This is a genomic window from Pontibacter liquoris (genome assembly GCF_022758235.1).
Classification (GTDB): Bacteria; Bacteroidota; Bacteroidia; order Cytophagales; family Hymenobacteraceae; genus Pontibacter; species Pontibacter liquoris.
The window spans coordinates 594,315-617,519 of record NZ_JALEBG010000002.1 but is presented as its reverse complement, the minus strand read 5'-3'; the positions used below and the strand labels follow the sequence as shown (position 1 = coordinate 617,519).

Annotated in this window: 19 protein-coding genes; 17 read left to right on the top strand and 2 right to left on the bottom strand. The window is 48.9% G+C overall.

The features are described from left to right. The first annotated feature begins 3 nt into the window (after nt 1-3). The 4 genes from LWL52_RS15985 (at nt 4) to LWL52_RS15970 (ending at nt 3,840) form a co-directional block, all read left to right on the top strand. Nucleotides 4-1,017, top strand: coding sequence for a PorP/SprF family type IX secretion system membrane protein (locus tag LWL52_RS15985; protein ID WP_242921678.1), 1,014 nt, complete (start codon nt 4-6; stop codon nt 1,015-1,017). A gap of 63 nt (nt 1,018-1,080) precedes the next feature. After that, nucleotides 1,081-2,316 carry a gliding motility lipoprotein GldJ gene (gldJ, locus tag LWL52_RS15980; protein WP_242921676.1) on the top strand — a complete coding sequence of 412 codons (1,236 nt, stop codon included), beginning with the start codon at nt 1,081-1,083 and terminating at the stop codon, nt 2,314-2,316. A 425-nt stretch (nt 2,317-2,741) separates the two neighbouring features. Beyond that, on the top strand, nt 2,742-3,254 hold the full coding sequence (locus tag LWL52_RS15975) for an RNA polymerase sigma factor (RefSeq protein ID WP_242921674.1): 513 nt from the start codon (nt 2,742-2,744) through the stop codon (nt 3,252-3,254). Then, entirely contained in the window at nt 3,244-3,840 is a 597-nt protein-coding gene (locus tag LWL52_RS15970) for a hypothetical protein (protein WP_242921672.1), read from the top strand. Before LWL52_RS15975 ends, LWL52_RS15970 begins: the two co-directional genes overlap by 11 nt. A gap of 169 nt (nt 3,841-4,009) precedes the next feature. Here the strand turns inward: LWL52_RS15970 and LWL52_RS15965 are convergent, their stop codons facing one another. Further along, nucleotides 4,010-4,696, bottom strand: a complete 687-nt coding sequence (locus LWL52_RS15965) for a ComF family protein (protein WP_242921670.1) — start codon at nt 4,694-4,696, stop codon at nt 4,010-4,012. 93 nt (nt 4,697-4,789) lie between these two features. Between LWL52_RS15965 and LWL52_RS15960 the strand changes: the two genes are divergently transcribed. The 12 genes from LWL52_RS15960 (at nt 4,790) to LWL52_RS15905 (ending at nt 19,424) form a co-directional block, all read left to right on the top strand. Then, on the top strand, nt 4,790-5,143 hold the full coding sequence (locus LWL52_RS15960) for a carboxymuconolactone decarboxylase family protein (protein WP_242921668.1): 354 nt from the start codon (nt 4,790-4,792) through the stop codon (nt 5,141-5,143). 114 nt (nt 5,144-5,257) lie between these two features. Further along, nucleotides 5,258-5,608, top strand: a complete 351-nt coding sequence (locus tag LWL52_RS15955; protein WP_242921666.1) for a hypothetical protein — start codon at nt 5,258-5,260, stop codon at nt 5,606-5,608. A 176-nt stretch (nt 5,609-5,784) separates the two neighbouring features. Next, complete coding sequence (locus tag LWL52_RS15950; RefSeq protein ID WP_242921664.1) at nt 5,785-6,546, top strand: exodeoxyribonuclease III; 762 nt, start codon at nt 5,785-5,787, stop codon at nt 6,544-6,546. Between the two features lie 145 nt (nt 6,547-6,691). Continuing rightward, nucleotides 6,692-10,006, top strand: coding sequence for a DUF4175 family protein (locus LWL52_RS15945; protein ID WP_242921662.1), 3,315 nt, complete (start codon nt 6,692-6,694; stop codon nt 10,004-10,006). A 28-nt stretch (nt 10,007-10,034) separates the two neighbouring features. Further along, a complete protein-coding gene (locus LWL52_RS15940) occupies nt 10,035-10,460 on the top strand; it encodes an ATP-binding protein (RefSeq protein ID WP_242921661.1) in 426 nt (141 codons plus the stop codon). Beyond that, entirely contained in the window at nt 10,444-10,872 is a 429-nt protein-coding gene (ybeY, locus tag LWL52_RS15935; protein WP_242921659.1) for an rRNA maturation RNase YbeY, read from the top strand. The genes LWL52_RS15940 and ybeY overlap by 17 nt, the downstream gene beginning before the upstream one ends. 64 nt (nt 10,873-10,936) lie before the next feature. Next, nucleotides 10,937-12,799: a tRNA uridine-5-carboxymethylaminomethyl(34) synthesis enzyme MnmG gene (gene mnmG / locus LWL52_RS15930; protein ID WP_242921657.1), complete on the top strand. Its 1,863-nt coding sequence runs from the start codon at nt 10,937-10,939 to the stop codon at nt 12,797-12,799. Next, entirely contained in the window at nt 12,800-13,687 is an 888-nt protein-coding gene (locus tag LWL52_RS15925; protein ID WP_242921654.1) for a class I SAM-dependent methyltransferase, read from the top strand. A gap of 70 nt (nt 13,688-13,757) precedes the next feature. Next, nucleotides 13,758-15,368, top strand: a complete 1,611-nt coding sequence (locus LWL52_RS15920; protein ID WP_242921652.1) for an Ig-like domain-containing domain — start codon at nt 13,758-13,760, stop codon at nt 15,366-15,368. A 962-nt stretch (nt 15,369-16,330) separates the two neighbouring features. Further along, nucleotides 16,331-18,400 carry a cation:proton antiporter gene (locus LWL52_RS15915; protein WP_242921650.1) on the top strand — a complete coding sequence of 690 codons (2,070 nt, stop codon included), beginning with the start codon at nt 16,331-16,333 and terminating at the stop codon, nt 18,398-18,400. Continuing rightward, on the top strand, nt 18,372-18,890 hold the full coding sequence (locus LWL52_RS15910; RefSeq protein ID WP_242921648.1) for a DUF4385 domain-containing protein: 519 nt from the start codon (nt 18,372-18,374) through the stop codon (nt 18,888-18,890). The genes LWL52_RS15915 and LWL52_RS15910 overlap by 29 nt, the downstream gene beginning before the upstream one ends. 75 nt (nt 18,891-18,965) lie before the next feature. Beyond that, on the top strand, nt 18,966-19,424 hold the full coding sequence (locus tag LWL52_RS15905; protein WP_242921646.1) for a hypothetical protein: 459 nt from the start codon (nt 18,966-18,968) through the stop codon (nt 19,422-19,424). Between the two features lie 246 nt (nt 19,425-19,670). Here LWL52_RS15905 and LWL52_RS15900 read toward each other — a convergent pair whose 3' ends face one another. Beyond that, complete coding sequence (locus tag LWL52_RS15900) at nt 19,671-20,804, bottom strand: hypothetical protein (RefSeq protein ID WP_242921644.1); 1,134 nt, start codon at nt 20,802-20,804, stop codon at nt 19,671-19,673. 215 nt (nt 20,805-21,019) lie between these two features. Between LWL52_RS15900 and LWL52_RS15895 the strand changes: the two genes are divergently transcribed. Beyond that, nucleotides 21,020-22,522 (top strand): glycine--tRNA ligase, encoded by a 1,503-nt coding sequence (locus LWL52_RS15895; protein WP_242921642.1) that lies wholly within the window; start codon nt 21,020-21,022, stop codon nt 22,520-22,522. Nucleotides 22,523-23,205 lie beyond the last annotated feature (683 nt).

The window sequence follows — 23,205 nt, the reverse complement described above, 5'->3', positions numbered from 1 at the left end:
CGTATGCACCTCAAGGCCCTGGTTTTATGCTGTATCTGTTGCCTTGCAAGCCTGTCGGGCTTTGCACAGGAGGCAACGTTTACGCAACAGTACGCCAACCGCTTATACGATAACCCTGCCTTTGCCGGGCTAAACCACAGCTGGAGCATAACGGCAGCACACCGCAACCAGTGGCCGGCGTTGAACGGCGCTTTTATTACCAATCAGCTTGCCGGCGACTACCGGCTGCCCGACCAGAAAAGTGCCTTTTCAGCCCTGCTGCAGCAGGACAAAGCCGGTATTGGCGGTTTGCAGAAACTACAGGCGGCCCTTGCCTATGCCTACCACACCCGCCTGACAGATAACTGGGACATGGCCGCCGGCCTGCAAGCGAGCATTACCTCGCTGCGGGTGAACTATGACAACCTGGTGTTTGGCGACCAGCTGGCTGATAACGGCATGGTGGCGGTTACCTCGGCCGAAGCGAACAACTTCAGCCCCGCACATTACGTAAGTTTTGCCCTCGGCGGTTTGGCTTTTACCGATCAGTTCTGGGTGGGCGTAACAGCGGCCAACCTGAACAAACCTGCTTACGGCTTTGGACAAAACACAAAATTGCCTGTCCGGTTAACGGCTAATGTGGGGTATAAATTTTATGCCCGCAGCTATGAAACCCAGGGCCGGCAGTTTGAGTTAAGCTTTTCTCCAACTGTTTCTTACTTAAAGCAACAAAATTTTAGTCGTGCTGCCATTGGGTTATACACTATCTTCACGCCGCTTTCGTTAGGATTAGTATACAAAGGTGTGCCGCTGGCCGGTAAGGCCAACCAAGATCAGGTACTTGGCGTAATAGCAGGACTGCAGCTGGAACAGTTTAAGATTGGCTTCAGCCATGACGTTGGCTTACAGGGCTTTAGCAAACAGGCGGGAGGTGCCAATGAAATTTCACTTACTTTTGAACGACTCAACCTTAACAATTTGTTTAGAAGCCGCTTAGGAAGCAAATATAACAGGAACATTGTTTGTCCGGCATTCTAATTTTAATTATAATTGCACATTAAATTACGTTACAAGAACCTTATCTAAATTGGGTGCTATTTTATGAAATTTATTAAGTATCTGACGGCTGCGGTTTTGGGTGGACTTTGCCTGACTGCCTGTAATAAAGGAGGGCAACCTACCAGCACAAACCCGGGCAATGTGAGCTCGGCCACTGGTATTGCTTATAATGAAGATGAGAAATCATTTCAGGTAGCCGATTATGCCCAGTTTCCGCAAGGCCCGGGATTGGTGTTCATTGAAGGCGGCCGCACCACACTTGGCTCCATGGAAGAAGATGTGGCCATGACCCGCGACAACATTGAGCGTACGGTTACAGTTGCCTCTTTCTATATGGATGAAACTGAAGTGGCTAACATCCACTGGCTGGAGTACCTGCACTACCTGAAGGCCGACTCGTTGCCGGAAGTATACCAGGCCGCTTTGCCGGATACCACGGTGTGGTCTACCCAACTCTCCTTTAACGACCCTTACGTAACCTATTACCTGCGTTACCCTGGCTTCCGCTTTTTCCCGGTTGTGGGCGTAAGCTGGCTGCAGGCTAACGATTATTGCATCTGGCGTACAGCCAAAGTAAACGAAAACCTGGCCCAGGAAGCTGGCGGAGGCGGCGGTAAGCGCGGCCTGTTCGGCAGAAAGAAAGGTGGCAGCAGCGAAGGCGGCGAGGCAAACAAACCTTCTATCGAGTCTGGTTATGTGTTGCCGAACTATCGTCTCCCAACAGAGGCCGAGTGGGAGTATGCCGCACAAGCCCTGATCGGTACGCAGTATACGGACGACGAAAACCAGAACAACAGAAGACTTTACCCTTGGGATGGCCACCAGGTACGTAACCCATATGGCAAGCAGATGGGTAAGTTTATGGCTAACTTTAAGCGTGGCCGTGGTGACTACGCTGGTATTGCCGGTGCCTTGAACGATGGTGCCATGATCACGGATTATATCTACAGCTACCCGCCAAACGACTATGGCCTCTACAACATGGCCGGTAACGTAAACGAGTGGGTGCAGGACCTGTACCGCCCGCTTTCTTACCAGGACGTAGAAGACCTGAACCCGTTCCGCCGCGATGGTATGCTGGATGAGAAAGAGAACTATGACTCCAGCGAAGGATTCCACTCGCTTGTAAACGACGAGGTGCGTGTATATAAAGGAGGCTCCTGGAAAGATGTGGCCTACTGGTTATCGCCAGGCACACGCCGCTTCATGGCTCAGGACTCTGCCACCGCCACCATCGGTTTCCGCTGCGCCATGATCAACGCTGGCTCCAACAAATAAGTATTTAGCTTTTAGCTATAGCAAAGGCCCGGAAGAGATTCCGGGCCTTTTTGTTTTTATACTTTATACTTAGGCTACAGCGCTGCCATACTATACTTCCAGCATCATACTTGTGCTATTTTCTACCCCCTGTCTTTCTGATTTACCTCCTAATGCTTGGGTTGCTGTTTTTACAAGGCTTTCCTGAGCGCAAATGCGTTTTGCTTCGGGCACTTCTGGATGACCTGAAGGCGTACAAAGCGGTGTTATGCTTCGGGCAGTTTATTGATTTGGATGGGAGTAGTGGTGTGTTGTATAAGCCATGCCTGTGTACAGCGGCATTTAATGAATAGTGCCTGCCATATTAAACGTTAAAGCAAGATTATTTTTCCCGACTTGTAACAAACCATTCCGATTTGCGACAAATAGTATAAAAGGTAAGAGCATTGTACAAGCAGGAAGCAGAAAAGCAGTTTGAAAAGCAGATTAGCGAACATAAGCTACTGCTGCACAAAGTATGCCGCATCTATGCTTATACTGATGCTGACCGCCAGGACTTGTTTCAAGATATTGTCATACAGCTTTGGAAAGCTTACCCAAAGTTTAAAGGTGATGCTAAATTCAGTACATGGCTCTATAGAGTAGCTATCAATACAGCTATTAGCGGACTCCGGAAGAAAAAGGATTTTATTACTTCGTATAAGCCCTCCGATTTACCGCTCCACCTTACTGAGGATGCATCTAGTCAAATAGAAGAAGAAAAGTCGCAACAACTCTATAAAGCCATTGAGCAATTGAGCCAAGTGGAAAAAGCCATTGTCATGTTATACTTAGAAGATCGCTCCTATGAGGAAATGGAAGCCATACTTGGTATCAGCCAGGGAACTTTGCGGGTGAAGATGAATCGCATCAAAGATAAATTACGCCAGTTGACTAAAACGATTGATTATGGAACTTGATGATCTGAAACACATATGGCAACAGACTCCTGCAAGAAACACTATAAACAAAGATATTATGGAAATCATACAGCATAAAAGCTACGGACCTGTAGCTGCATTGAAAAGGGCATTCAGGAAACGAATCGTACTAATGGCTTTTCTTCCATTTCTGCTTCTAATGGCCAACTTGCAGGATGTGCATAAGGTATTTACCAGTGTCCTGTTCTGGAGTTATGTGGCCTTCTGTATAGGCATGATAATTTTTGCCTACTATAATTATCGTATTGCAAGTAAGATGGAAGTGATGGATGGCATGGTAAGAACCAATTTGGAGCATCAGATTAACTTACTTGAAAAAAGGGCGAAGCTGGAAATAGTGGCTCTAAGATGTACGTTGCTCTTTTTCATTGCATTAATCGAAGTACTGCCTTATTTTCAGCATTATCGCATGCTTGACAAATGGCATTCCCTTCCGCTTATGGTTAGGATCAGCGCCTATGCCGGAATTCTACTCTTACAATACATTCTTAATAGAAAAATTAAACAAAGGAAGGTGGGCCGGCACCTTGACTATTTGAAGGAGTTGGTGAACGAAATGCAGTAAGCAGCAAGCAGGAAGGTGAAATAACGGTCGACAACAGCACCTTTATGCAAAAGTAGTTTTAGAATACATACCCCTTGGTTTAGCTTCGATCAGCTTTGTTGCACCTGTAAACTGCATAACAGGAATATCCCTATTGCATAAAGCTTCTAATCGCTACCTACACACCTCCTTATGCCGCCGCAATCGCGACGACGCTAACCTCCGTAGCGCCGGCTTTGAGCAGCTCTACGGCACAGGCTTCCAGCGTTGCGCCGGTGGTCATCACATCGTCCACCACTAGTATGCGCTTGCCCTGTACCTGCTCGGGCTGGGCTACCCCAAACACCTGTTCCACGTTCTCCCAGCGGTCCAGGCGATTCTTCTTTGTTTGTGTAGCCGTATCAACTAAACGCACTAACACTTTGCTGCTCCACGCCAGCTGCATAGCACTGGCTAAGCCCTTGGCAAAGGCATCGGATTGATTGTAGCCGCGGCGGCGCAGTTTATACTTGTGCAGCGGCACCGGCACGATCAAATCAAACTGCTGTTGGTAGTGGTAGTCGGAGAGGAGGGTGCCGTAACGCTGCCCCAGGTGCTCGCCCAGGTCCTGCGCGCCTTTATACTTTAGCTTGTGCAAAAGCCGCTGCACGCGCCCCTTAGGTATAAAATAGAAGTATGCGAATGCAAACCGCACGGGCACCTTGCCCCAGAACCGGCGCTGCAGCGGGTTGAGCTCCGTGGCGCCGTGCACATGAAAATTGGTATAAGGCAGCTTTACATTGCAGGAGGTGCAGATATACCGCTCGCCGCGGGCCATGGCCCCATTGCAGGCATAACAGCTTTCCGGAAACAGCAGTGTAAGCAGGTCTTCGAACATTGGGCAGCGAAGCAGGTTTAAGGTATATTGGTTAATTTCGCGTAACTTTATACGTATATTTTTTAAAGCGTAACAAGCACACATCCCATAACAATGAGCTTAGTAGAAGAATTTAATGACTACCGCACGCGCATGAACGAGCGCATCATGTCATATGATAATAAAGTGATCAAGCGTTTCTTTAACCTGGATACCAACACTTACATGGAAGGTGCCCTGGATGTGAAAACAAAGGAAATGCTGGGGCTGGTGGCCTCTATGGTGCTGCGCTGCGACGACTGCATCAAATACCACGTGGGCAAATGCTACGAAGAGGGTTTAACCGACGAGCAGATCATGGAAGTATTTTCCATTGCTAACCTGGTGGGTGGTTCTATTGTGATCCCGCACTTCCGCCGTGCCGTGGAATACTGGGAAGAGCTAAAGGCCCGCGGAAGCGCCGAGTAAATTGATTGTTGGTTGTTAATTGTTGATTTGAGGAAGGCCATATGTAACCTACATGCCGTGAAAAGCAATTAACAACCAACGATCAACAATTAACATTCACCAACCAACTATCAAATGGATTTAGATTCCGATAACCTGGATCATAACTGGACCCAGCTGCGGGCTGCCCTCATGAAGCAGTTTGGCAAAAAGCCGGACCTGAACGCCATCCTTTTTCTGATCGGCATACAGGAACTCGGCAGGGGCATCCGGGAGTTTACCAAAGAAGAAAAGCAGGACCTGATGCACATTGCCACCTGCAAAGTATTCAGCCTGTCGGGCTATTATACTTACAACGGGCTGGATGAAGAAGGCTGGCCACACTATACGGCGGTTAAAACCATACCGTTTGCCAACCTCCGCGAGCAGGAAAACATGCTCAAGTGGCACATCATCGAATATTTTAAACAGGCTGACCAAGTATAAATCGCAGCGCGTATTTCGCAGCACGACTTTAAACAAAATATAACCTGAAAGTATAAGCTTATGAAAAAGTACACGGTTCTCGGGTTCATACTTGTGTCATCACTCTTATTTCTTACCCAGGATTCGGATAAGAAGAAAAATCGTGCTACCTGATACGTTTGCCGCAAAATTTACCCATGAAAATTATTACCTACAACGTGAACGGCATCCGTGCCGCTGTTACCAAAGGCTTTACCGACTGGCTGAAAGCCGCTAACCCGGATGTGCTCTGCCTGCAGGAGATCAAAGCTGAAGAAGCAAAATTTGATAAAGTGCTGTTCGAGGACATGGGCTATCACGTATACCTGCATCCGGCGGTTAAAAAAGGCTACAGCGGCGTGGCCATCCTGAGCAAAGAAAAACCCAGGCACGTAGAAACCGGTTGCGGTATGGAATGCTACGATGTGGAAGGCCGCGTGCTACGCGCCGACTACGCCGATTTTTCGGTGATGAGCGTCTACATGCCTTCGGGCTCCAGCGGCGATCTGCGCCAGCGCTTTAAAATGCAGTGGCTCGATGATTTCCATGGGTATGTGCAGGACCTCAGGCACACGTTGCCGGGGCTGGTGATCAGCGGGGATTACAATATCTGCCATCATCCTATCGACATCCATAACCCGAAGTCAAACGCCAAAAGCTCTGGTTTTTTGCCGGAAGAGCGCAACTGGATGTGTCAGTTTGTGGGCAGTGGCTTTATCGATTCGTTCCGGCACTTCAATGCCGAGCCGCACAACTATACCTGGTGGAGTTACCGGGCCGGCGCACGCACTAAAAACCTGGGCTGGCGTATTGATTATAACATGGCCACCGAAAACCTGAAAGACAGGCTCAAACGCTCGGCTATACTTACGGAAGCCAAACACTCCGACCACTGTCCCGTACTGCTGGAGCTGGTATAGGAGGGGAGCGGCATACGAAAGAGCAGACCACCTGAGTTTATATTAGAAGGCTGAACACTTGAAGTATAACCCGGCAAAGCTGCGCTTATTTTACACGTAAAAGTCCCGGACAGGCACCATGCGCTAAACAGGAAGGAGCAAAGACATGAAACATCCCGATGCACTCGATCAGTTGCTGCATCAGTTGCAGGAGTTCAAGCAAAAGTTTTACCGCAACATGCTCTTGCGGGGGAGCATCTTTGCAGTCGGGCTCCTGCTTTCTGTTTACATCATGTATAGTTTGCTGGAGTACATGTTCTACTTTCCGGAGTATGTGCGGGCGTTTCTGCTCTTCTCTTTTGTTGCAGTGGTGGTGTACGTGTTGGTCCGCTGGATCGTGCTGCCTCTCTCGGCCCTGGCTAACCTGAAAAAAGTATTGACAGACGAGCAGGCCGCGCAGCGGATAGGTTCCCATTACCCCGATATCCGCGATAAGCTGCTCAATGCAATTCAGCTAAAGAACCTGGACCGCACTAACGAGCTGATCGCCGCCAGTATCGCCCAGCGCACCAACCAGCTGGTCACCTTCCGGTTTACGGATGCCGTGACGTACCGTGAAAACACACCCCTGCTCAAGTATGTAGCGCTGCCGGTAGTTATTGCCGTGCTCATTGCGCTTATTTATCCCACCATTTTGCTGCAGGGCACCGAGCGCATCATCCACTATAAAACCCATTATACCCCGCAGGCGCCTTTTCAGTTTGTGGTGCAGAGCAAGCCGCTGCAGGCCTTCCGCGGCGAAGACTTTGAGCTGAAAGTTGCTGTCACTGGCAATGCTGTACCAAACGAAGTATACCTCAACTATAACGGCCGGCGCCAGCAGCTCACTGCTGCCAGCAAGGGCACTTATACTTATACTTTTAAGCAGTTGCAGAAGCCTGTGGAATTTCAGCTGGAGGGCTCCGGCTTTTTCTCTGACCACTACCAGCTGCAACTGCTTTCGCGCCCTAACCTGCGGCAGTTCCGGATGCAGGTGGCCTACCCGCCATACTTAAACCGAAAGCCTGAGGAGATCCAGAATACCGGCAACGCGGTAGTGCCCGAAGGCAGCACCCTTACCTGGCATTTTGCAGCCACCGAAACCGATAGTGTAAAACTAGCCTTTGAGGCGCCGGCCCAGGTGCTGACAGCCGTAAAGGACGCAAACACCTTTACCGCTTCCAAGCAGTTTAACCAGAGCCGCAACTATAGCATCAGGCTCCGCAACGCCTACAGCACCAACAAGGAGCCGATCAGCTACCAGATCACCACCATCCCGGACCGGCACCCGCAGATCAGTATGGAGCAGTTCCAGGATACGGCACTTTATACTTACCTGGTACTGGGCGGCGATGTGTCGGACGATTACGGGCTGACCCGCCTGGCGCTGCACTACCGCATCAGCAACGACAAAACCCCGCAGGCTACTTACAAAAGCCGGCCGCTTCCACTAAACCTGCAGCAACTCAGCCAGACCTATTATTATCAGTGGAACACCGCCGCCCTGAACATGCAGCCCGGCGACAAGCTGGAGTACTTTGTGCAGGTATGGGACAACGATGGCCTACACGGCCCTAAAGCGGCGCGCACGCGCACCTTCGAACTAAAAGTACCTGACAAGCGCGAGCTGCAGAAAGAGCTTGACAGCAATGCCCAGTCGGTATCCAGCCAACTGAGCCAGACGCTGAACCAGGCCAACGAGCTGCAGAAAGAACTGGCCAAATCAGAAGACAAGATGAAGACCAAGCGCGACCTGAACTGGCAGGACAAAAAGCAGCTGGAAGATTTGATGGCCAAGAAAAAGCAATTGGAGCAGGATCTGTCTTCGATGAAGGATATGTTTGACCAGCTCAGCAAAAAGCAGAACATGCTCAGCGAGCCTAACAAGCAGCTGGCTGAAAAAGCGCAGCAACTTCAGAAAATGATGAACGATCTGCTGGACCCTGAAACCAAAAAGCTTTACGAAGAATTGGAGAAATTACTCCAGCAGCAGCAGCCCAACGACACCGAGATGCAGAAACTGCTCAGCAAGCTCGATAACCGAGAAAAGAACCTGGAGCGTGAGATAGAGCGTGTCCTGGAGCTATTTAAGCAACTGCAGTTCGAGCAAAAACTGGGCAACGTGTCGGAGAAGCTCACCGAAATGGCCAAAGACGAAAAGCAGCTGGCCGACAAAACCGAGCAGAAACAGCAACAAAACCAGCAGTTGCAGCAGGAGCAGAAAGAACTGCAACAGGATTTTGAGGACGTGAAAAAACAGCTCGACGAGCTCAAAGATTTGAACCAACAGTTGGAGAACCCCAACAGCCTAGACGAGCAGCAACAGCAGCAGGAGCAGCAAAGCATCGAGCAGCAGATGGAGCAGAGTCAGGAGCAGCTAGAGAAGAACCAAAACAAAAAAGCCAGCGAGTCGCAGCAGAAGGCAGGGGAGAAGATGCAGCAGATGGCCCAGAAAATGCAGGAGATGAAAAGTAGCATGGGCATGGCCGGCATGGAGCAGAACCTGGACAACCTGCGCGATATCCTGGAGAACCTCATTACGCTCTCCTTTGACCAGGAAGATGTGATGAAGCAGTTCCGAAGTGTAAGCCAGAGCGACCCGCGCTTCATCACGCTATCGCAAAAGCAGCTGGCCCTGAAAGACAATGCGCGGGTAATTGAAGACAGCCTCTTTGCCCTATCCAAAAAAGTATTCCAGATCCAGTCTTTCGTAACGCGCGAGGTAGCGGCTATGAACCAAAGTATGGACAACAGCCTCAAGCAGCTCAGCGACCGCAATGTGCCCAAGGCCAATGTGCAGCAGCAACTGGCTATGACAAGTATGAACAACCTGGCGCTGATGCTCAACGATGCGCTGAAGCAAATGCAGCAGGCCATGCAGCAAATGCAGGGAAGTATGGCCGGCAAACAGAAGGGCGCCAAGCCCAAACCCGGTGGTTTAGGAGAATTGCAGCAACAATTGAACAAAAAAATCGAAGATTTGAAAAAAGGTGGGCAATCGGGTAAGGCACTTTCTGAAGAATTAGCTAAATTGGCTGCGGAGCAGGAGGCTTTACGAAATGCCATGCAGGAGTTGGAGAAGCAGGGGCAAAAACCAGGCGAAAACGGCAAAAGCGGCCAGTTGGGAAATATCAGTAAGATGATGGAACAAAGCGAGACTGATCTCGTTAATAAACGTTTGACCGAACAGACCATCCTGCGGCAGCGTGAAATCCTGACCCGATTACTGGAAGCGGAGAAGGCTGTGAAGGAACGGGAATTGGACAATAAACGCGAGGCTACTTCGGCCAAAGAGATTGCCCGCAAAGTTCCGCCCTCGTTTGAGAAGTATTTAAAAGCAAAAGAAAAGCAGACAGAACTGCTTAAAACCATACCGCCTGCCTTGTCGCCGTATTACAAGCAGAAGGTTAACGAGTATTTTCAGAACATCAGCAATAAGTAAGCACCTAATTTTACACTTAACGATTGATATGAATCAGGTTAAAATTCAGATTCCTTCCCTTATCGAGAATATCCGCGTAATAGAGAGCTTTATCGACAATTCTAAGGAAGAATTCGAGTTTGAAGACGACATTTATGGCAACATCATGGTTGCTGTCACGGAATCTGTAAATAATGCTATCCGCCACGGAAACAAGTTCGACAAAGACAAGAACGTATACCTGACGCTTCAGATCGAGGACAACAAGTTGCTTTTTGAAATTGAAGACGAAGGCCCTGGCTTTAATTACGAGCAGCTGCCAGATCCCACCGCTCCTGAAAACCTGGAGAGCCCCGGCGGACGTGGCATTTTCCTGATGCGCAACCTTTGCGATGAGGTTAACTTTGCCGATAACGGAAAAAAGGTTCAGCTCATCTTTAACATTGCTAATTTACAGAATGGATCATCCAATTGAGTTTATCAGCGAGGACGTCGATTTTACGCTGGATAACCCGGAGCAAGTATCTGATTGGATCGCCACAGTAATTGAGAAACACGGCCAGGAGCTAGGCCCGCTTACTTACATTTTCTGCTCCGACGAGTACCTGCACGAGATCAACGTCGAGTACCTCGATCACGACACGCTCACCGACATCATCACCTTCAATAATGCTGACGAAGAAGGCACTATTGAAGGTGATGTTTTTATAAGCATAGACCGCGTACGCGACAACTCCGCGGAGTTGGGCACTTCCTTTACCGACGAGCTACACCGCGTCGTCATCCACGGCATCCTCCACCTGCTCGGTTTCAAAGATAAGTCTGACGAGGAAGAGACACTGATGCGCAAAGAAGAGGATTCTTCCTTATCTTTGCGAAAGTTTTAGTCTCAAAAGGAATTCCCAACCTCTTGCAGATGTTTCACGTGAAACATCTCTTAAATCAGATTACATGTTTCCAGAATACGATATTATAGTTGTAGGCGCCGGACATGCCGGCTGTGAAGCTGCCGCCGCTGCCGCTAAAATGGGATCGAAGGTGCTCCTTGCTACCATGAACATGAACACCATTGCCCAGATGTCATGCAACCCCGCCATGGGGGGCGTAGCAAAAGGACAGATCGTTCGGGAGGTAGATGCCCTCGGCGGGATGAGCGGTATCATTACCGACCAGACCATGATCCAGTTCCGCATGCTCAACAAGTCCAAAGGTCCGGCTATGTGGAGCCCGCGCGCGCAAAGCGACCGCATGCGGTTTGCCGAAGCCTGGCGCCTGAGCCTGGAGCAAACAGAGAACGTTGACTTCTGGCAGGAGATGGTAACGGGCATTGCCGTAGAAGGAGGGAAGGCTGTCGGAGTGCGCACTAGCCTGGGGATAACTATCCGTGGAAAGGCCGTTGTTTTAACCAATGGCACCTTTTTGAATGGTATTATCCACATCGGCGAAAAGCAACTGGGAGGCGGAAGAGCCGCTGAAAAATCAGCTAAAGGGCTAACCGAACAACTGGTGGAATTTGGCTTTGAAGCCGGCCGCATGAAGACCGGAACCCCGCCGCGCGTAGACGGCCGCAGCCTGGACTATAGCCGGATGGAAGAGCAGTTCGGCGACGAGAACCCCACCAAATTTTCTTACACTGATACTGAGCCGTTGCAAAAACAGCGCAGCTGCTATATCACTTATACCAACTCGGAGGTACACGAGATCCTGAAGACCGGCTTTGAAAAATCGCCGATGTTCCAGGGACGCATCCAGGGCCTGGGCCCGCGTTACTGCCCAAGTATAGAAGATAAGATCAACCGCTTTGCTGACCGCGACCGCCACCAGATTTTTGTGGAGCCGGAAGGATGGAGCACGGTGGAAGTATACGTGAATGGTTTTTCCAGCTCATTGCCGGAAGACGTGCAGCTCAAAGCCCTCCGCAAAATAGTGGGCTTCGAGAATGCCAAAATGTTCCGCCCAGGCTACGCCATCGAGTATGATTTCTTTCCGCCTACCCAACTGAACCTGACCTTGGAAACAAAGCTGGTAGAGAACTTATACTTTGCCGGCCAGATAAACGGCACCACCGGTTACGAGGAAGCTGCCTGCCAGGGATTGATGGCGGGCATTAACGCACATAACAAGATAAACGACAAAGCACCGTTTATGCTTAAACGATCCGAAGCGTACATTGGCGTGCTGATTGATGACCTGGTAAACAAAGGCACTAACGAGCCATACCGCATGTTTACTTCCCGGGCAGAGCACCGCATTCTGCTGCGCCAGGACAATGCCGATATCCGCCTGACAAAGCTTGGCTACGAACTTGGTTTGGCCGATGAACAGCGTATGAAAGCTGTGGATAAGAAGATCACGGAAACAGCTGAAATCATCGCCTATTTAAATAACAAGCCTGTTGAGCCCGGAGATATCAACAGCATGCTGGAAGAGATGGGCTCTGCCCCGATCGTAGAAAAGCAGCGTGCCGGCCAGCTCATCAAGCGACCGAACATCGAGATAGAACACCTGGCAGCGGCTATACCGGCTATAGGCGATTACCTTAGCAAGTTTGCAAAGGACAGCGTAGAGCAGGCCGGTATTTCGGTGAAGTATGAAAGCTACATCGAGAAAGAATATGTGATGGCCAACAAGATGAGCGAACTGGAAAACTATACGATCAAAGAGAAGATCGACTATAGAAACATTCCGGCGCTATCGGCAGAAGCCAAAGAAAAATTATTGAAGATAAATCCTGAAACGATAGGGCAGGCCTCCAGAATAAGTGGCGTGACACCGGCCGATATTTCGGTGTTAATGGTATACCTCGGAAAATAAATGAGCTACGAAAGATTAGAACACTGCCCGGTTTGCGGCAAAAACGAGTTCAAAAACTTTTTAGTAGTAACGGACAACTCTGTATCAAAAGAGAGCTTTGTGCTAGTGGAATGTGAGAACTGCAGCTTTAAGTTTACCAACCCGCGACCGGATGCAGCGAGCATCGGAGCATACTATGAATCGGAGGATTACATCTCGCACAGCAATACCAAAAGCGGCATTATCAACAGGGCCTACCATGTGGTGCGCTCCATTACAACCAAGCAGAAAGTAGAGCTTATCAACAGGCATGCGGCGGGCAAAGGCAGCGTGCTGGACTATGGCTGCGGGACGGGCGTGTTTCTGGCAGCTTGTAAAAAAGATGGCTGGGAGGTAAGAGGCATCGAGCCCAATGAGCGCGCCAGGCAGGTAGCCACAGCCGAAACCGGCGAAAACATTGCCGCATCACTGGAAGATCTTTCAGGCGAAAAGTTTGATGTGATCACGCTCTGGCATGTGCTGGAGCATGTGCACACGCTCAACGAAACGGTAGATGCCCTGATCGCGAGCCTGCAGGATAATGGCACCCTGATTATTGCCGTGCCCAACGCCGACTCGCACGACGCCAAAGAGTACAGAGAGAATTGGGCTGCTTATGACGTGCCCCGCCACTTGTATCATTTCACGCAGCCTACCATGAAGCGCTTTTTGAAGAAGCATCGGATGGTGCTGGAAGAAGTGCTGCCCATGAAGTTTGATGCCTACTATGTTAGTATGCTAAGCGAAAAGCATAAGGATGGCAAAACAAAAATGCTGGCAAGCGTGCTGAACGGATACAAATCGAACAGCCATGCCGAAAAGAACGGGAACGATTATTCCAGCCTCATCTTTGTGGCTAAAAAGAAATAAACTATTGATAAGTTGAAAACAGAGAAGGCAAGCGTAAGTTTGCCTCTTTGTTTTTAAAGAACCTACACACATGAAGATACACGCCATACTTGTAGCAGCAGCACTTATAACGGGTATGAGCTCGTGCGCGAGCATCAGTAGCCCGGAGGGTGGCCCCAAAGATACCACGCCGCCAACGCTGAAGAGCAGCACTCCGAAAAACCAGCAGTTAAACGTGAAAGGCAAAACTGTTAGCCTGACATTTGACGAAGAGATCCAAGCTAAGAATCTTACCCGCGAACTGCTCATCACGCCTAATACCAACAACACCTATAAGGTGAAAACGGATAAGGAAACGATTACGCTGGAGTTTGAAAAACCGCTGCTGAAGAATACCACCTATACTTTCAACTTCCGCGAAGGGCTGATGGATATTACCGAAAGTAACAAACCCCTGAACTTAAAACTGGCTTTCAGCACCGGCACCTTTATCGACTCAAGCAAGGTAGCTGGTACGGTAGTAGATCTGATGACGCAGCTACCGGAGAAAGATGCCGTGGTAGCACTTTACCCGGCAAACGATACGCTGAATATCAGAGAAGATCTACCCTATTATCAGACGCAGACAGATGCCGCGGGCAAGTATACGTTCGAGAATATCAAAGAGGGAGATTACCGGATCTACGCGTTGATAGATAAAAACAAAAATGCCATTTACGATAACGAGGCGGAGAAAGTGGCCTATTTCTCCACACCTATTCATATTACGTCTACCACAGCACCGGTACTTTTGCAGACCGTAAAAATCGATACCAAGAAGCCTATTCTCACCCAACGTGACCGATATAGTGACCGGTTTGTAGGCACTTATAACGAAGGCATCCTGCGGTTCAGCGCAAGGAGCCAGCAGCAGCCAAACGACACATTATACTTCAGAAAGGGTACCGGAGGCAAAGCATTCCAGCTGTTCAAAACGCCTACTTTCAATGGTGGAAAAGCAATCTTCTCTGCAGTGGATTCCTCGGGCAATATAGCGGTAGATACTGTTCAAATTGCTTTTGAAGGGAAGCGTGCCCAGCTGCTGAAAGGCGCGCAACTACAGGTTACAAACAATGCAAAGCCCGCTTACAGATCCGGGCAAACGGTTACCATCGAACTCGAGACGCCTGTCAAGATTACCGGGAACGAGCCAGTTCGCATTATGGCAGATTCGGTAGTACTGCAGGCCCTGAAATATCCAGGGCAGCTTACCCTGGATCCATCAGGTACCGAATTGCGCTTTCAGCTCCCAGCGCTGCAAGGCCGCAATAAACAATTCAGCCTGGTGTTGGATAGCACCGCCATCGTCCCGTTACAGGGCAATCCGTTAGTATTCCCTGCTATTCCATTGCCGATAGCAGATAATAATGGGTTGGGCAGCGTGAAAGGAATTATCCAAACCAAGTCTCCTTCCTATATTATCCAGCTGCTCGATACAAAGTATAATCCGGTAAAAGAGATCCGGAATATGAAAACGTTTATTTTCACCAACCTCGAGCCGGGGCAATATTATATACGGGTGCTGGTAGATGAAAACAACAATGGCCGCTGGGATAAACCGGATCCGAAGCTGGAAAAAGCCTTTGAGAAAGTATATCTCTATCCGAATCCCATCGATATTCGTGCGAACTGGGAACTGGAAGCGATCAAGCTCGAATTTTAATTTAGAAGAAAACACAAAAAAAGGGAGGCCTAGTCGGTCTCCCTTTTTTTGTGCCTGCTAAACCAGGACATCCTATCCCCAACAGCGCAGCTCTCTTCCTTTACAATTCTCTTCTGCTTACCAGGTTTATACATCGGCAAACGGAAAGCTTTCAAAGGCCGAAGCTGTTCCGGCACGCCTGTCTCAGCCTGTGTACTGCCTACTCCCTTTCCTTGAATCCCGTTCCCGCTTCACGTTGGCAGCTACACGTTACACATGTCACCTTCCGCTCGCTCCTTTATACAGGCCGGTAAATTCCGGCGCGTGTAAAATTCTGTTTCGTTTTCACGGTTTGTGAAAGTGAAAAGCTTTTTGCTTCTCACCCGTAAGATAAAATCAGAGGCACTAATTCGTGTATTTAAGAGCGCGTTTAAAGCACATCAGAAACAAATAAAAGAAATCCACAAAGCTGTGGGTATAACGGTGGATAAACGTGGGTAAACCGTAGAACAATTTACACACCCCTTGTCCGGAGCTACCCAAAACGGCTGTGGAACACCCGAAAAGTGGAAACAGGTGCACAACTTCTCTCAAATTTTAGGGTTGTCCACGTCTGTGTGAATAGTGTAAAAAGAAATACACATAAAAGGGCAAAAAGTGGAAAACAGCTTTAAACCCTTGAGAAAGATATTTCTAAAAATTTTGAGAATGTGGAGAGCGGGTGAAAAACCTGGAGTATGTAAACAAGTTGTTACGCTTACACAAATATGGGTAGAGTTATGCACTTATGAACACACTCAATAATGAGAGAAAGATTCTTTTAAAAATTTAATTAAATAAAATTATTAGAGATGGAGATGTGTGGAAAGCTCATAGAAAAGCGAAAATTTGAGTAAGGAAAGCAGGACAGTTACACAAAGGCATAAGAAAAAAAAGCCTTAACTTTAGTCGGAAGCCGTTGAAATGAAACTATGAAATTACTGATGGAACTACATATACCACTCGAAGAGCCGGTGCAGATCTTTACGCTGGTATTGCTGATTATACTTGGTGCTCCGATACTAATGCGAAGGCTGCGGGTGCCAAGTATCGTGGTGCTGATACTTGCCGGCGTGATTATAGGACCCCATGGTCTGCATATCTTGGAAAGAGATGCCAGTATCGTTTTATTCGGTACGGTGGGGTTGCTCTATATCATGTTCCAGGCAGGGCTCGAAATTGATATCATCGATTTCAAGAGGTATAAAGTTCGAAGCATTGTATTCGGCGCTCTCACCTTTCTGATCCCAATTGTAGTGGGAACACTGGTGTTTAATAACTTGATCGGGTACAACATAAAACCAGCCATACTACTGGCCAGCATGTTTGCCCCGCATACCTTATTGGCCTATCCTATTGTAAGCAGGCTGGGATTAAGCCGGAACGAAGCAGTTACGATCACCATTGGCGGTACGCTGATAACGGATACAGCCGTGCTGTTAACGCTGGCCATTATCACCGGTTCGACAGAAGGAGAAATGAGTGTCGGTTTCTGGCTGAAGATGCTGATCCAGATGAGCATGTTTGTTGTGATTGTGATAGGCGTATTTCCGAAGCTGGCCAAGTGGATGTTCAAGCAGCTGGAGAGCGAGAAAGGGGCGCAGTTCATCTTTGTGCTGGCCATTGTCTTCGCGTCAGGTTTTATAGCTGAGCTGGCCGGGATGGATGCTATTATTGGAGCGTTCCTGGCGGGGCTGGCCCTCAATCCGCTTATACCGCATACTTCGCCGCTGATGAACAGGATAGAATTTGTAGGGAATAATATTTTTATTCCTTTCTTCCTGCTAAACGTGGGCATGATGGTGAACCTCATAAAGCTCTTCACCGATACAAATGCCCTGATCATTGCGGCTACCATTGTTATTCTGGCGCCACTCTGTAAGTATGCCGCAGCATACATTACACAACGCATATTTGGGTATAGCAAACTGCAGCGCCACCTGATCTTTGGCTTGAGCAGCGCGCATGCGGCCGCCACGTTGGCGGTAGTGCTGGCAGGGTATGAGGTAGGCCTGCTCGGCGAAAGCGCGCTGAACGGCGCGGTAGCCCTGATCCTAGCCTCTAGTTTGGTAAGTTCGTTTACGACAGAGAAAACAGCCAAACTGCTGGCCATTATAGAGCGCCGTAAAAAGCCCGATGTAAGTGATAAGCCAGACCGGATCCTGGTGCCGGTCGGCAATCCAAAATCTATGGAAAGTTTGATCGACCTGGCCATCATGCTCAAGAACCCGGCACAACACGAGCCGATCTATCCGCTGGCTGTGGTGATCGACAACGAGCATGCCGAGGAGGAAATTTATAAAAAGAACAAAATGCTGCAGGAAGCTATTAAACAGGCATCGGCAACGGATAACGATGTGCAGCTGGTTTCCAAAATAGATATCAACATTGCAAGCGGCATTTTGCGTGCCATAAAAGAGCTTATGATCACGGAAGTGGTTTTGGGGTGGAATGCGAAAATTACGACCCAGGCCCGGATCTTTGGAACCGTGCTGGACAACCTGCTGGAAAATACAGAGCAGATGTTCCTGGTTTGCCGCATCATTCAACCGCTGAATACCACCAGCCGGCTGATCGTGATCGTGCCCACCAATGCGGAACTGGAACGGGGGTTTATGCGCTGGGTGCGGTCGGTAAATTTGTTAGCGCAGCAGTTGGGTGCTAAGGTGGTTTTCAGAGCGCAACGCAGAACTCTGAGCAAGCTCAAAAGCATTGCCACCGGTGCCAAGCCGGCTATTGAAGCCGAGTTTATACCTTACGAAAGCATCCGCGACTTTTCGGCCATGCGATCAGAGATCAAAAAAGACGACATGATGATCGTGATCTCAGCCCGGAAAAGCACCGTATCGTACAACAATAACCTGGACTACGTGCCGCGTATGTTGTCGCGAAACTATAGCAATAACAGTTTTATTGTAATATACCCGGAGCAATACGCCACCTCGCAGAGCACCTTGATTAAATCGGAAAGTATAGAAACAGTAAATGAAGAAGGAGCAGGGCAAAACGTTTAACTATGACCTGGATTTTGGGAAGACGGATTTCCGGCAGCATCCGGAGCTGTACCGCGTAGGCAAAGGCGAGCAGGGTGTGTTGCTGGTAGAGCCTTACAAATCGGAGATCCTGCCGCATTGGCGCTTCAGAACGCCGGAGATAGCCACTGAGTCTTCTGAAACGATCTATGCCAAGTTCCGGGACTACCTGCAGCAGAATGACTTTGTAGGGGCGGATATGGCCCGCAAATTTTTGCAGATGGGCTATACCCGTGCGCGCCGTTACGCTAACCATAAGTCTGGCCGCAAGTATGAGCAGAACCCGCAGCAGGAGCCTACCTGGGAGCAGGAAAAAGCAGCCCGGAAAAAGTACCTGTTGCCCAACGAGCCGGATGCAGAAAAGGCGCAGTCAGCGCAAATATTCAAGGAAAAGTGGGAGTTGGCAAAAGCCGATGAAACGTACCAGCGCATGCTGCTGAATTTTAAGCAAATGAATGGTGCCGGAAAGTAAGTTAGGGGAACAAAAAGTATATACCAGCTTGTATAATTCACGTATCTTTGCAAAAATCATAACCTACGTATTAACATGATCAATAAGGACATCAGGTTAGGCAAGGGACTTGGTAAGATCAAGTTTGGCCTGACAATGGAAGAAGTAGAGAAGTTGATAGGAGAGCCTGAGGAAATTGAGGAGTCGGAAGAGGACGACGACTTTGAGCACCAGGCCTGGAACTATTGGGAAGAAGGCTATTCACTCTATTTCGACAAAGAAGATGAATACCGTTTAAGCTGCATCGAAACGGCCAACCGCGAAGTACAGCTTTGGGGAGAACGGATCTTTGAAATGAGCCCCAACCAGATCCTGCAGCTCTTCGCCGACAATGGGGTGAACAACCCGGAAGAAGAGGAGATGGAAGGCGGCGAAACCCGCATTTCGTTCGAGAAGGAAATGATCGACCTCTACTTCGATGATGAGCAGCTGATCGCGATCAACTTTGGCGTCTTTATCAATGATGACCTGGAAGTCGTGTGGCCTGAGAAATAAACAGCATTAAAATAACGTATAAGATCCCCGGTAAGCCTTGCGCCTGCCGGGGATTTTTGTTTAAAACGAATGCCGCAAGTAAAAGCAGAACCGGGTATAAGCCTGCAGTTGTGCTGTAGATAAGAGTATGAAAACAGGTGCCTGGCTTGTGTAAGGGCCATTCAGGTAGTTTACAGCACGGCTAAGAAGGACATAAAAAAGCCCGGTGTATGGCCGGGCTTTTTTTGTGAGAAAGGTATAAGCAGCTTATTTGAACAGGAAGTCCATCACTTCTTTCTGCATGACCGGGTTAATGGCTATGGCAAGTATAACGGAGATCACCAGACCAATAGTGACAGAAAGAATGTCTTTGCCAATGAGGCGGAAGGTTTTGATATACTTCACGCTCTTGTCATGCGACTGGATGTGCATGCCCAGCTCGCGGCCGGCCAGCAAGCCCACAAACACCCAGGTCGTACTCATCGGGATGTTGTTCAGCTCTTTGAAGTAGTAGAGTATGATGCCGTACACCAGGTCGATGATAGCGGCGCTGCGCACATCGCGCACTTCCGATTTCTCGTTCACCACGTGCTGTATCTTTTCGCCGCGCTTGTAGAACAGGAAGCCCAGCAACATGAAAATAAAGCCGGCAAAGGCGGCAAATTGCCAGACACTTAAATTACGCGGCAGGTAAACAGCCACGTTGGCCAAATCCTGCGCCAGCCAGATGTACCATAAGAAACCGCTGATGAGCCACTGGGCAACAACCCAGAACATGTTGGCTTTGCCTTTGATAAAACGCTTGATAACTTTAGTCAGCAACAGGTAAATAACCAAAGCTACCACAAAAGAAACGGCATACCCCATTAAGCTCTTGCTCACCATACCCACCACGGTACCCGACGAAGCCGAGAAAACGTTGAGCAACATGAACGTAGTAGATACCGGAATTTTGAAGCGCGTTAAAAGCAAAAGCACGATAGGCGAAGCCAGCTGCAGGTATACGAAGCTGGTGGGCGCCACATTAAGCCCGGGCGTGGCCAGGCGCTGGTACGTAACGTCGCCGTTGAAGGTATACCAGCTGAAAGCTACCGTTCCCAGGAAGATGAGTCCCATAAACAGCCACTGCCAGTACCAGGGCTTCTCTTCGTTGGCAACGATAAACGTACCGATCGTCTGGATACTGTCGTTGGCAATGGCAGAGTAAGCGGCAAAGGCAAATCCTACCCACATGGCAATGCCCGGGTAAGGATACACAATACCCGCCAGGAGAAAGGAAAAGGCAATAAAGTATAAAAATCTTTTTTCTTTGCGAACTACAACGTCTACCAGACTGAAGCGTTTGGTAAACTTGTGGGGTTGTACCGGAACAACGTGTTTCGCGCGTTTAGCTTTTGCCATTTTAAAAGTATAGGTGAGAAAAAACGGTGCAAGTTAGGGCAAAAACGAAAAAGGGTTTTCATGCCTGTGTTAAGAAATTGTTAACACAGGCAATAAAGTAGCACAGCGCACCGCTAAGGGCTATAAATTTGTCTGTAAGCAGCAAAGCGAAACGCATCAGAAAACAGTGAAGCTGGGATTTTTATTATAAAAAACGAAAAGGCTATCTTTACGGCATGGCGACACAAGAAAAAACAACGGCAGAAAATACCGATTTGAAAGATATCATCTCGCATGCCAAGGAATACGGCTTCGTATTCCCGTCGAGCGAGATCTATGACGGCCTGCAGGCTGTATACGACTACGGCCAGATGGGCGTGGAACTCAAGAACAACATCAAGCAACTCTGGTGGAAGTGCATGACGCAGCTCAACCAGAACGTGGTGGGCCTGGATGCGGCCATCTTTATGCACCCGCTTACCTGGAAAGCCTCTGGCCACATCGACAGTTTTAACGATCCGATGATCGACAACAAGGACTCGAAGAAGCGCTACCGCGCCGATGTGCTGCTCGAAGAAAAAGCCGCGCAGTACGAGAACGCCGGCGATGCTGCAAGGGGCAAAGCCTTAACAGCCGAAATGGGCCGCATGCTGGAAGCCGAAGACCTGGACGGCGTGCGGGAGCTGATCATCCGCGAAAATATTACCTGCCCCCTTTCGGGCACGGCCAATTGGACCGAAGTGCGCCAGTTTAACCTCATGTTCTCTACGCAGGTGGGTTCGGTAGCGGAGGAATCCAGCACCATTTACCTGCGGCCCGAAACGGCACAAGGTATTTTTGTGAACTTCCTGAACGTGCAGAAAACCGGTCGCATGAAGATACCATTTGGTATTGCCCAGATCGGTAAAGCATTCCGGAACGAGATCGTGGCGCGCCAGTTCATCTTCCGTATGCGGGAGTTCGAGCAGATGGAAATGCAGTTCTTCGTGCGCCCTGGCACTGAGATGGAATGGTACGAGCAATGGAAAGAAACGCGTAAAAAGTGGCACGAAGCCATTGGCATTCCGGCCGAAAGCCTGCGCTACCACGACCACGACAAACTGGCCCATTACGCCAATGCCGCTGTGGACATCGAGTATAAATTCCCGTTTGGTTTTAAGGAGATCGAAGGCATCCACTCCCGCACCGACTTTGACCTGACCCAGCACCAGGAGTTGAGCAAGAAGAAAATGCAGTACTTCGATAACGACCTGAACGAGGAAGGCAAGCCTTACGGCAACTATGTGCCTTATGTGATCGAGACATCGGCCGGCGCCGACCGCCTGTTCCTGATGACGCTGTGCAACGCTTACCAGGAAGAAGAGATCACCGAAGGCGATGCAGTTAAAACGCGTACCTTCCTGAAGCTGCATCCGGCCCTGGCTCCGGTAAAAGCGGCCATTCTTCCGCTCACCAAAAAAGACGGTCTGCCCGAGAAAGCTACCCAGATCTTCGATACGCTCAAGTATGATTTCAACGTGATCTACGAAGAGCGCGACAGCATTGGCAAGCGCTATACCCGCCAGGATCTGATCGGCACCCCTTTCTGTATTGCGGTGGACCACCAGACGCTGGAGGATGATACCGTAACTGTACGTGACCGCGACAGCCGCGAGCAGATCCGCATCCCCAGCAGTGAGTTGCGCAGCTACATCGATAAAGCCGTTAACTTCAAAAGCATTTTAGAGAAGCTAGGCTAAGTATAAATTCAGCAGAATTGAAGGCGGCATTGCTTCGGCAGTGCCGCCTTTTTGTTTCAGCGCCGCTAAGAAGTAAGCTGAAATAGAAGAAGCAGCAAGTATAACTCCGCTGTTCCGGCCATACTTGTCCGAAATGAAAACTGCTGTAGATTTCTTAGTCTGTGTAAATCATACTATGGGAACAAATGATGTTCCCGGCAGCAAGCTTTGGATCAGGAAGCCTGATGGAGCAGAGAACATAAGTAGGATGAGAATTGTTAATCTGTCTCTAAGTGTAAAAATTATGTTAAACAAAAATGTGTAAAACATCGGCTATCATTTGTGAAGAAATTTACCTCGTTGGCATGTTAACAAACAGGTAAATACCTGAGAGCAAAGTATAAGTTATACTTGTCTGCAGGTGTAATCCACAAAAGAAAAAACAGCTACGTAAAAGACCTCGCAGTGTGCGCAGGTCCTGTGAGTGTCAGAATCAAGATTTGCAGGATGAAAGGATGAACAGGACACTAATACTTTAAATTTAAGGGATAGCGTGAGCACGAGTGTTTTTGAAATCTATACATCCTGCCAATCCTTTCATCCTGTAAATCTTGATTTAGATAATTACGCTGTGGAAATAGATTATAAAAAAGCGCTTTAAGGCTTTGCAATGGCACAATATGTCCGGATTATACACAGGCAAG

Coding starts and splice junctions, on each gene's coding strand:
- LWL52_RS15985 (WP_242921678.1), top strand. CDS start 4: ATGCACCTCAAGGCCCTGGTTTTATGCTGTATCTGTTGCCTTGCAAGC.
- gldJ (WP_242921676.1), top strand. CDS start 1,081: ATGAAATTTATTAAGTATCTGACGGCTGCGGTTTTGGGTGGACTTTGC.
- LWL52_RS15970 (WP_242921672.1), top strand. CDS start 3,244: ATGGAACTTGATGATCTGAAACACATATGGCAACAGACTCCTGCAAGA.
- LWL52_RS15965 (WP_242921670.1), bottom strand. CDS start 4,696: ATGTTCGAAGACCTGCTTACACTGCTGTTTCCGGAAAGCTGTTATGCC.
- LWL52_RS15960 (WP_242921668.1), top strand. CDS start 4,790: ATGAGCTTAGTAGAAGAATTTAATGACTACCGCACGCGCATGAACGAG.
- LWL52_RS15955 (WP_242921666.1), top strand. CDS start 5,258: ATGGATTTAGATTCCGATAACCTGGATCATAACTGGACCCAGCTGCGG.
- LWL52_RS15950 (WP_242921664.1), top strand. CDS start 5,785: ATGAAAATTATTACCTACAACGTGAACGGCATCCGTGCCGCTGTTACC.
- LWL52_RS15945 (WP_242921662.1), top strand. CDS start 6,692: ATGAAACATCCCGATGCACTCGATCAGTTGCTGCATCAGTTGCAGGAG.
- LWL52_RS15940 (WP_242921661.1), top strand. CDS start 10,035: ATGAATCAGGTTAAAATTCAGATTCCTTCCCTTATCGAGAATATCCGC.
- ybeY (WP_242921659.1), top strand. CDS start 10,444: ATGGATCATCCAATTGAGTTTATCAGCGAGGACGTCGATTTTACGCTG.
- mnmG (WP_242921657.1), top strand. CDS start 10,937: ATGTTTCCAGAATACGATATTATAGTTGTAGGCGCCGGACATGCCGGC.
- LWL52_RS15925 (WP_242921654.1), top strand. CDS start 12,800: ATGAGCTACGAAAGATTAGAACACTGCCCGGTTTGCGGCAAAAACGAG.
- LWL52_RS15920 (WP_242921652.1), top strand. CDS start 13,758: ATGAAGATACACGCCATACTTGTAGCAGCAGCACTTATAACGGGTATG.
- LWL52_RS15915 (WP_242921650.1), top strand. CDS start 16,331: ATGGAACTACATATACCACTCGAAGAGCCGGTGCAGATCTTTACGCTG.
- LWL52_RS15910 (WP_242921648.1), top strand. CDS start 18,372: ATGAAGAAGGAGCAGGGCAAAACGTTTAACTATGACCTGGATTTTGGG.
- LWL52_RS15905 (WP_242921646.1), top strand. CDS start 18,966: ATGATCAATAAGGACATCAGGTTAGGCAAGGGACTTGGTAAGATCAAG.
- LWL52_RS15900 (WP_242921644.1), bottom strand. CDS start 20,804: ATGGCAAAAGCTAAACGCGCGAAACACGTTGTTCCGGTACAACCCCAC.
- LWL52_RS15895 (WP_242921642.1), top strand. CDS start 21,020: ATGGCGACACAAGAAAAAACAACGGCAGAAAATACCGATTTGAAAGAT.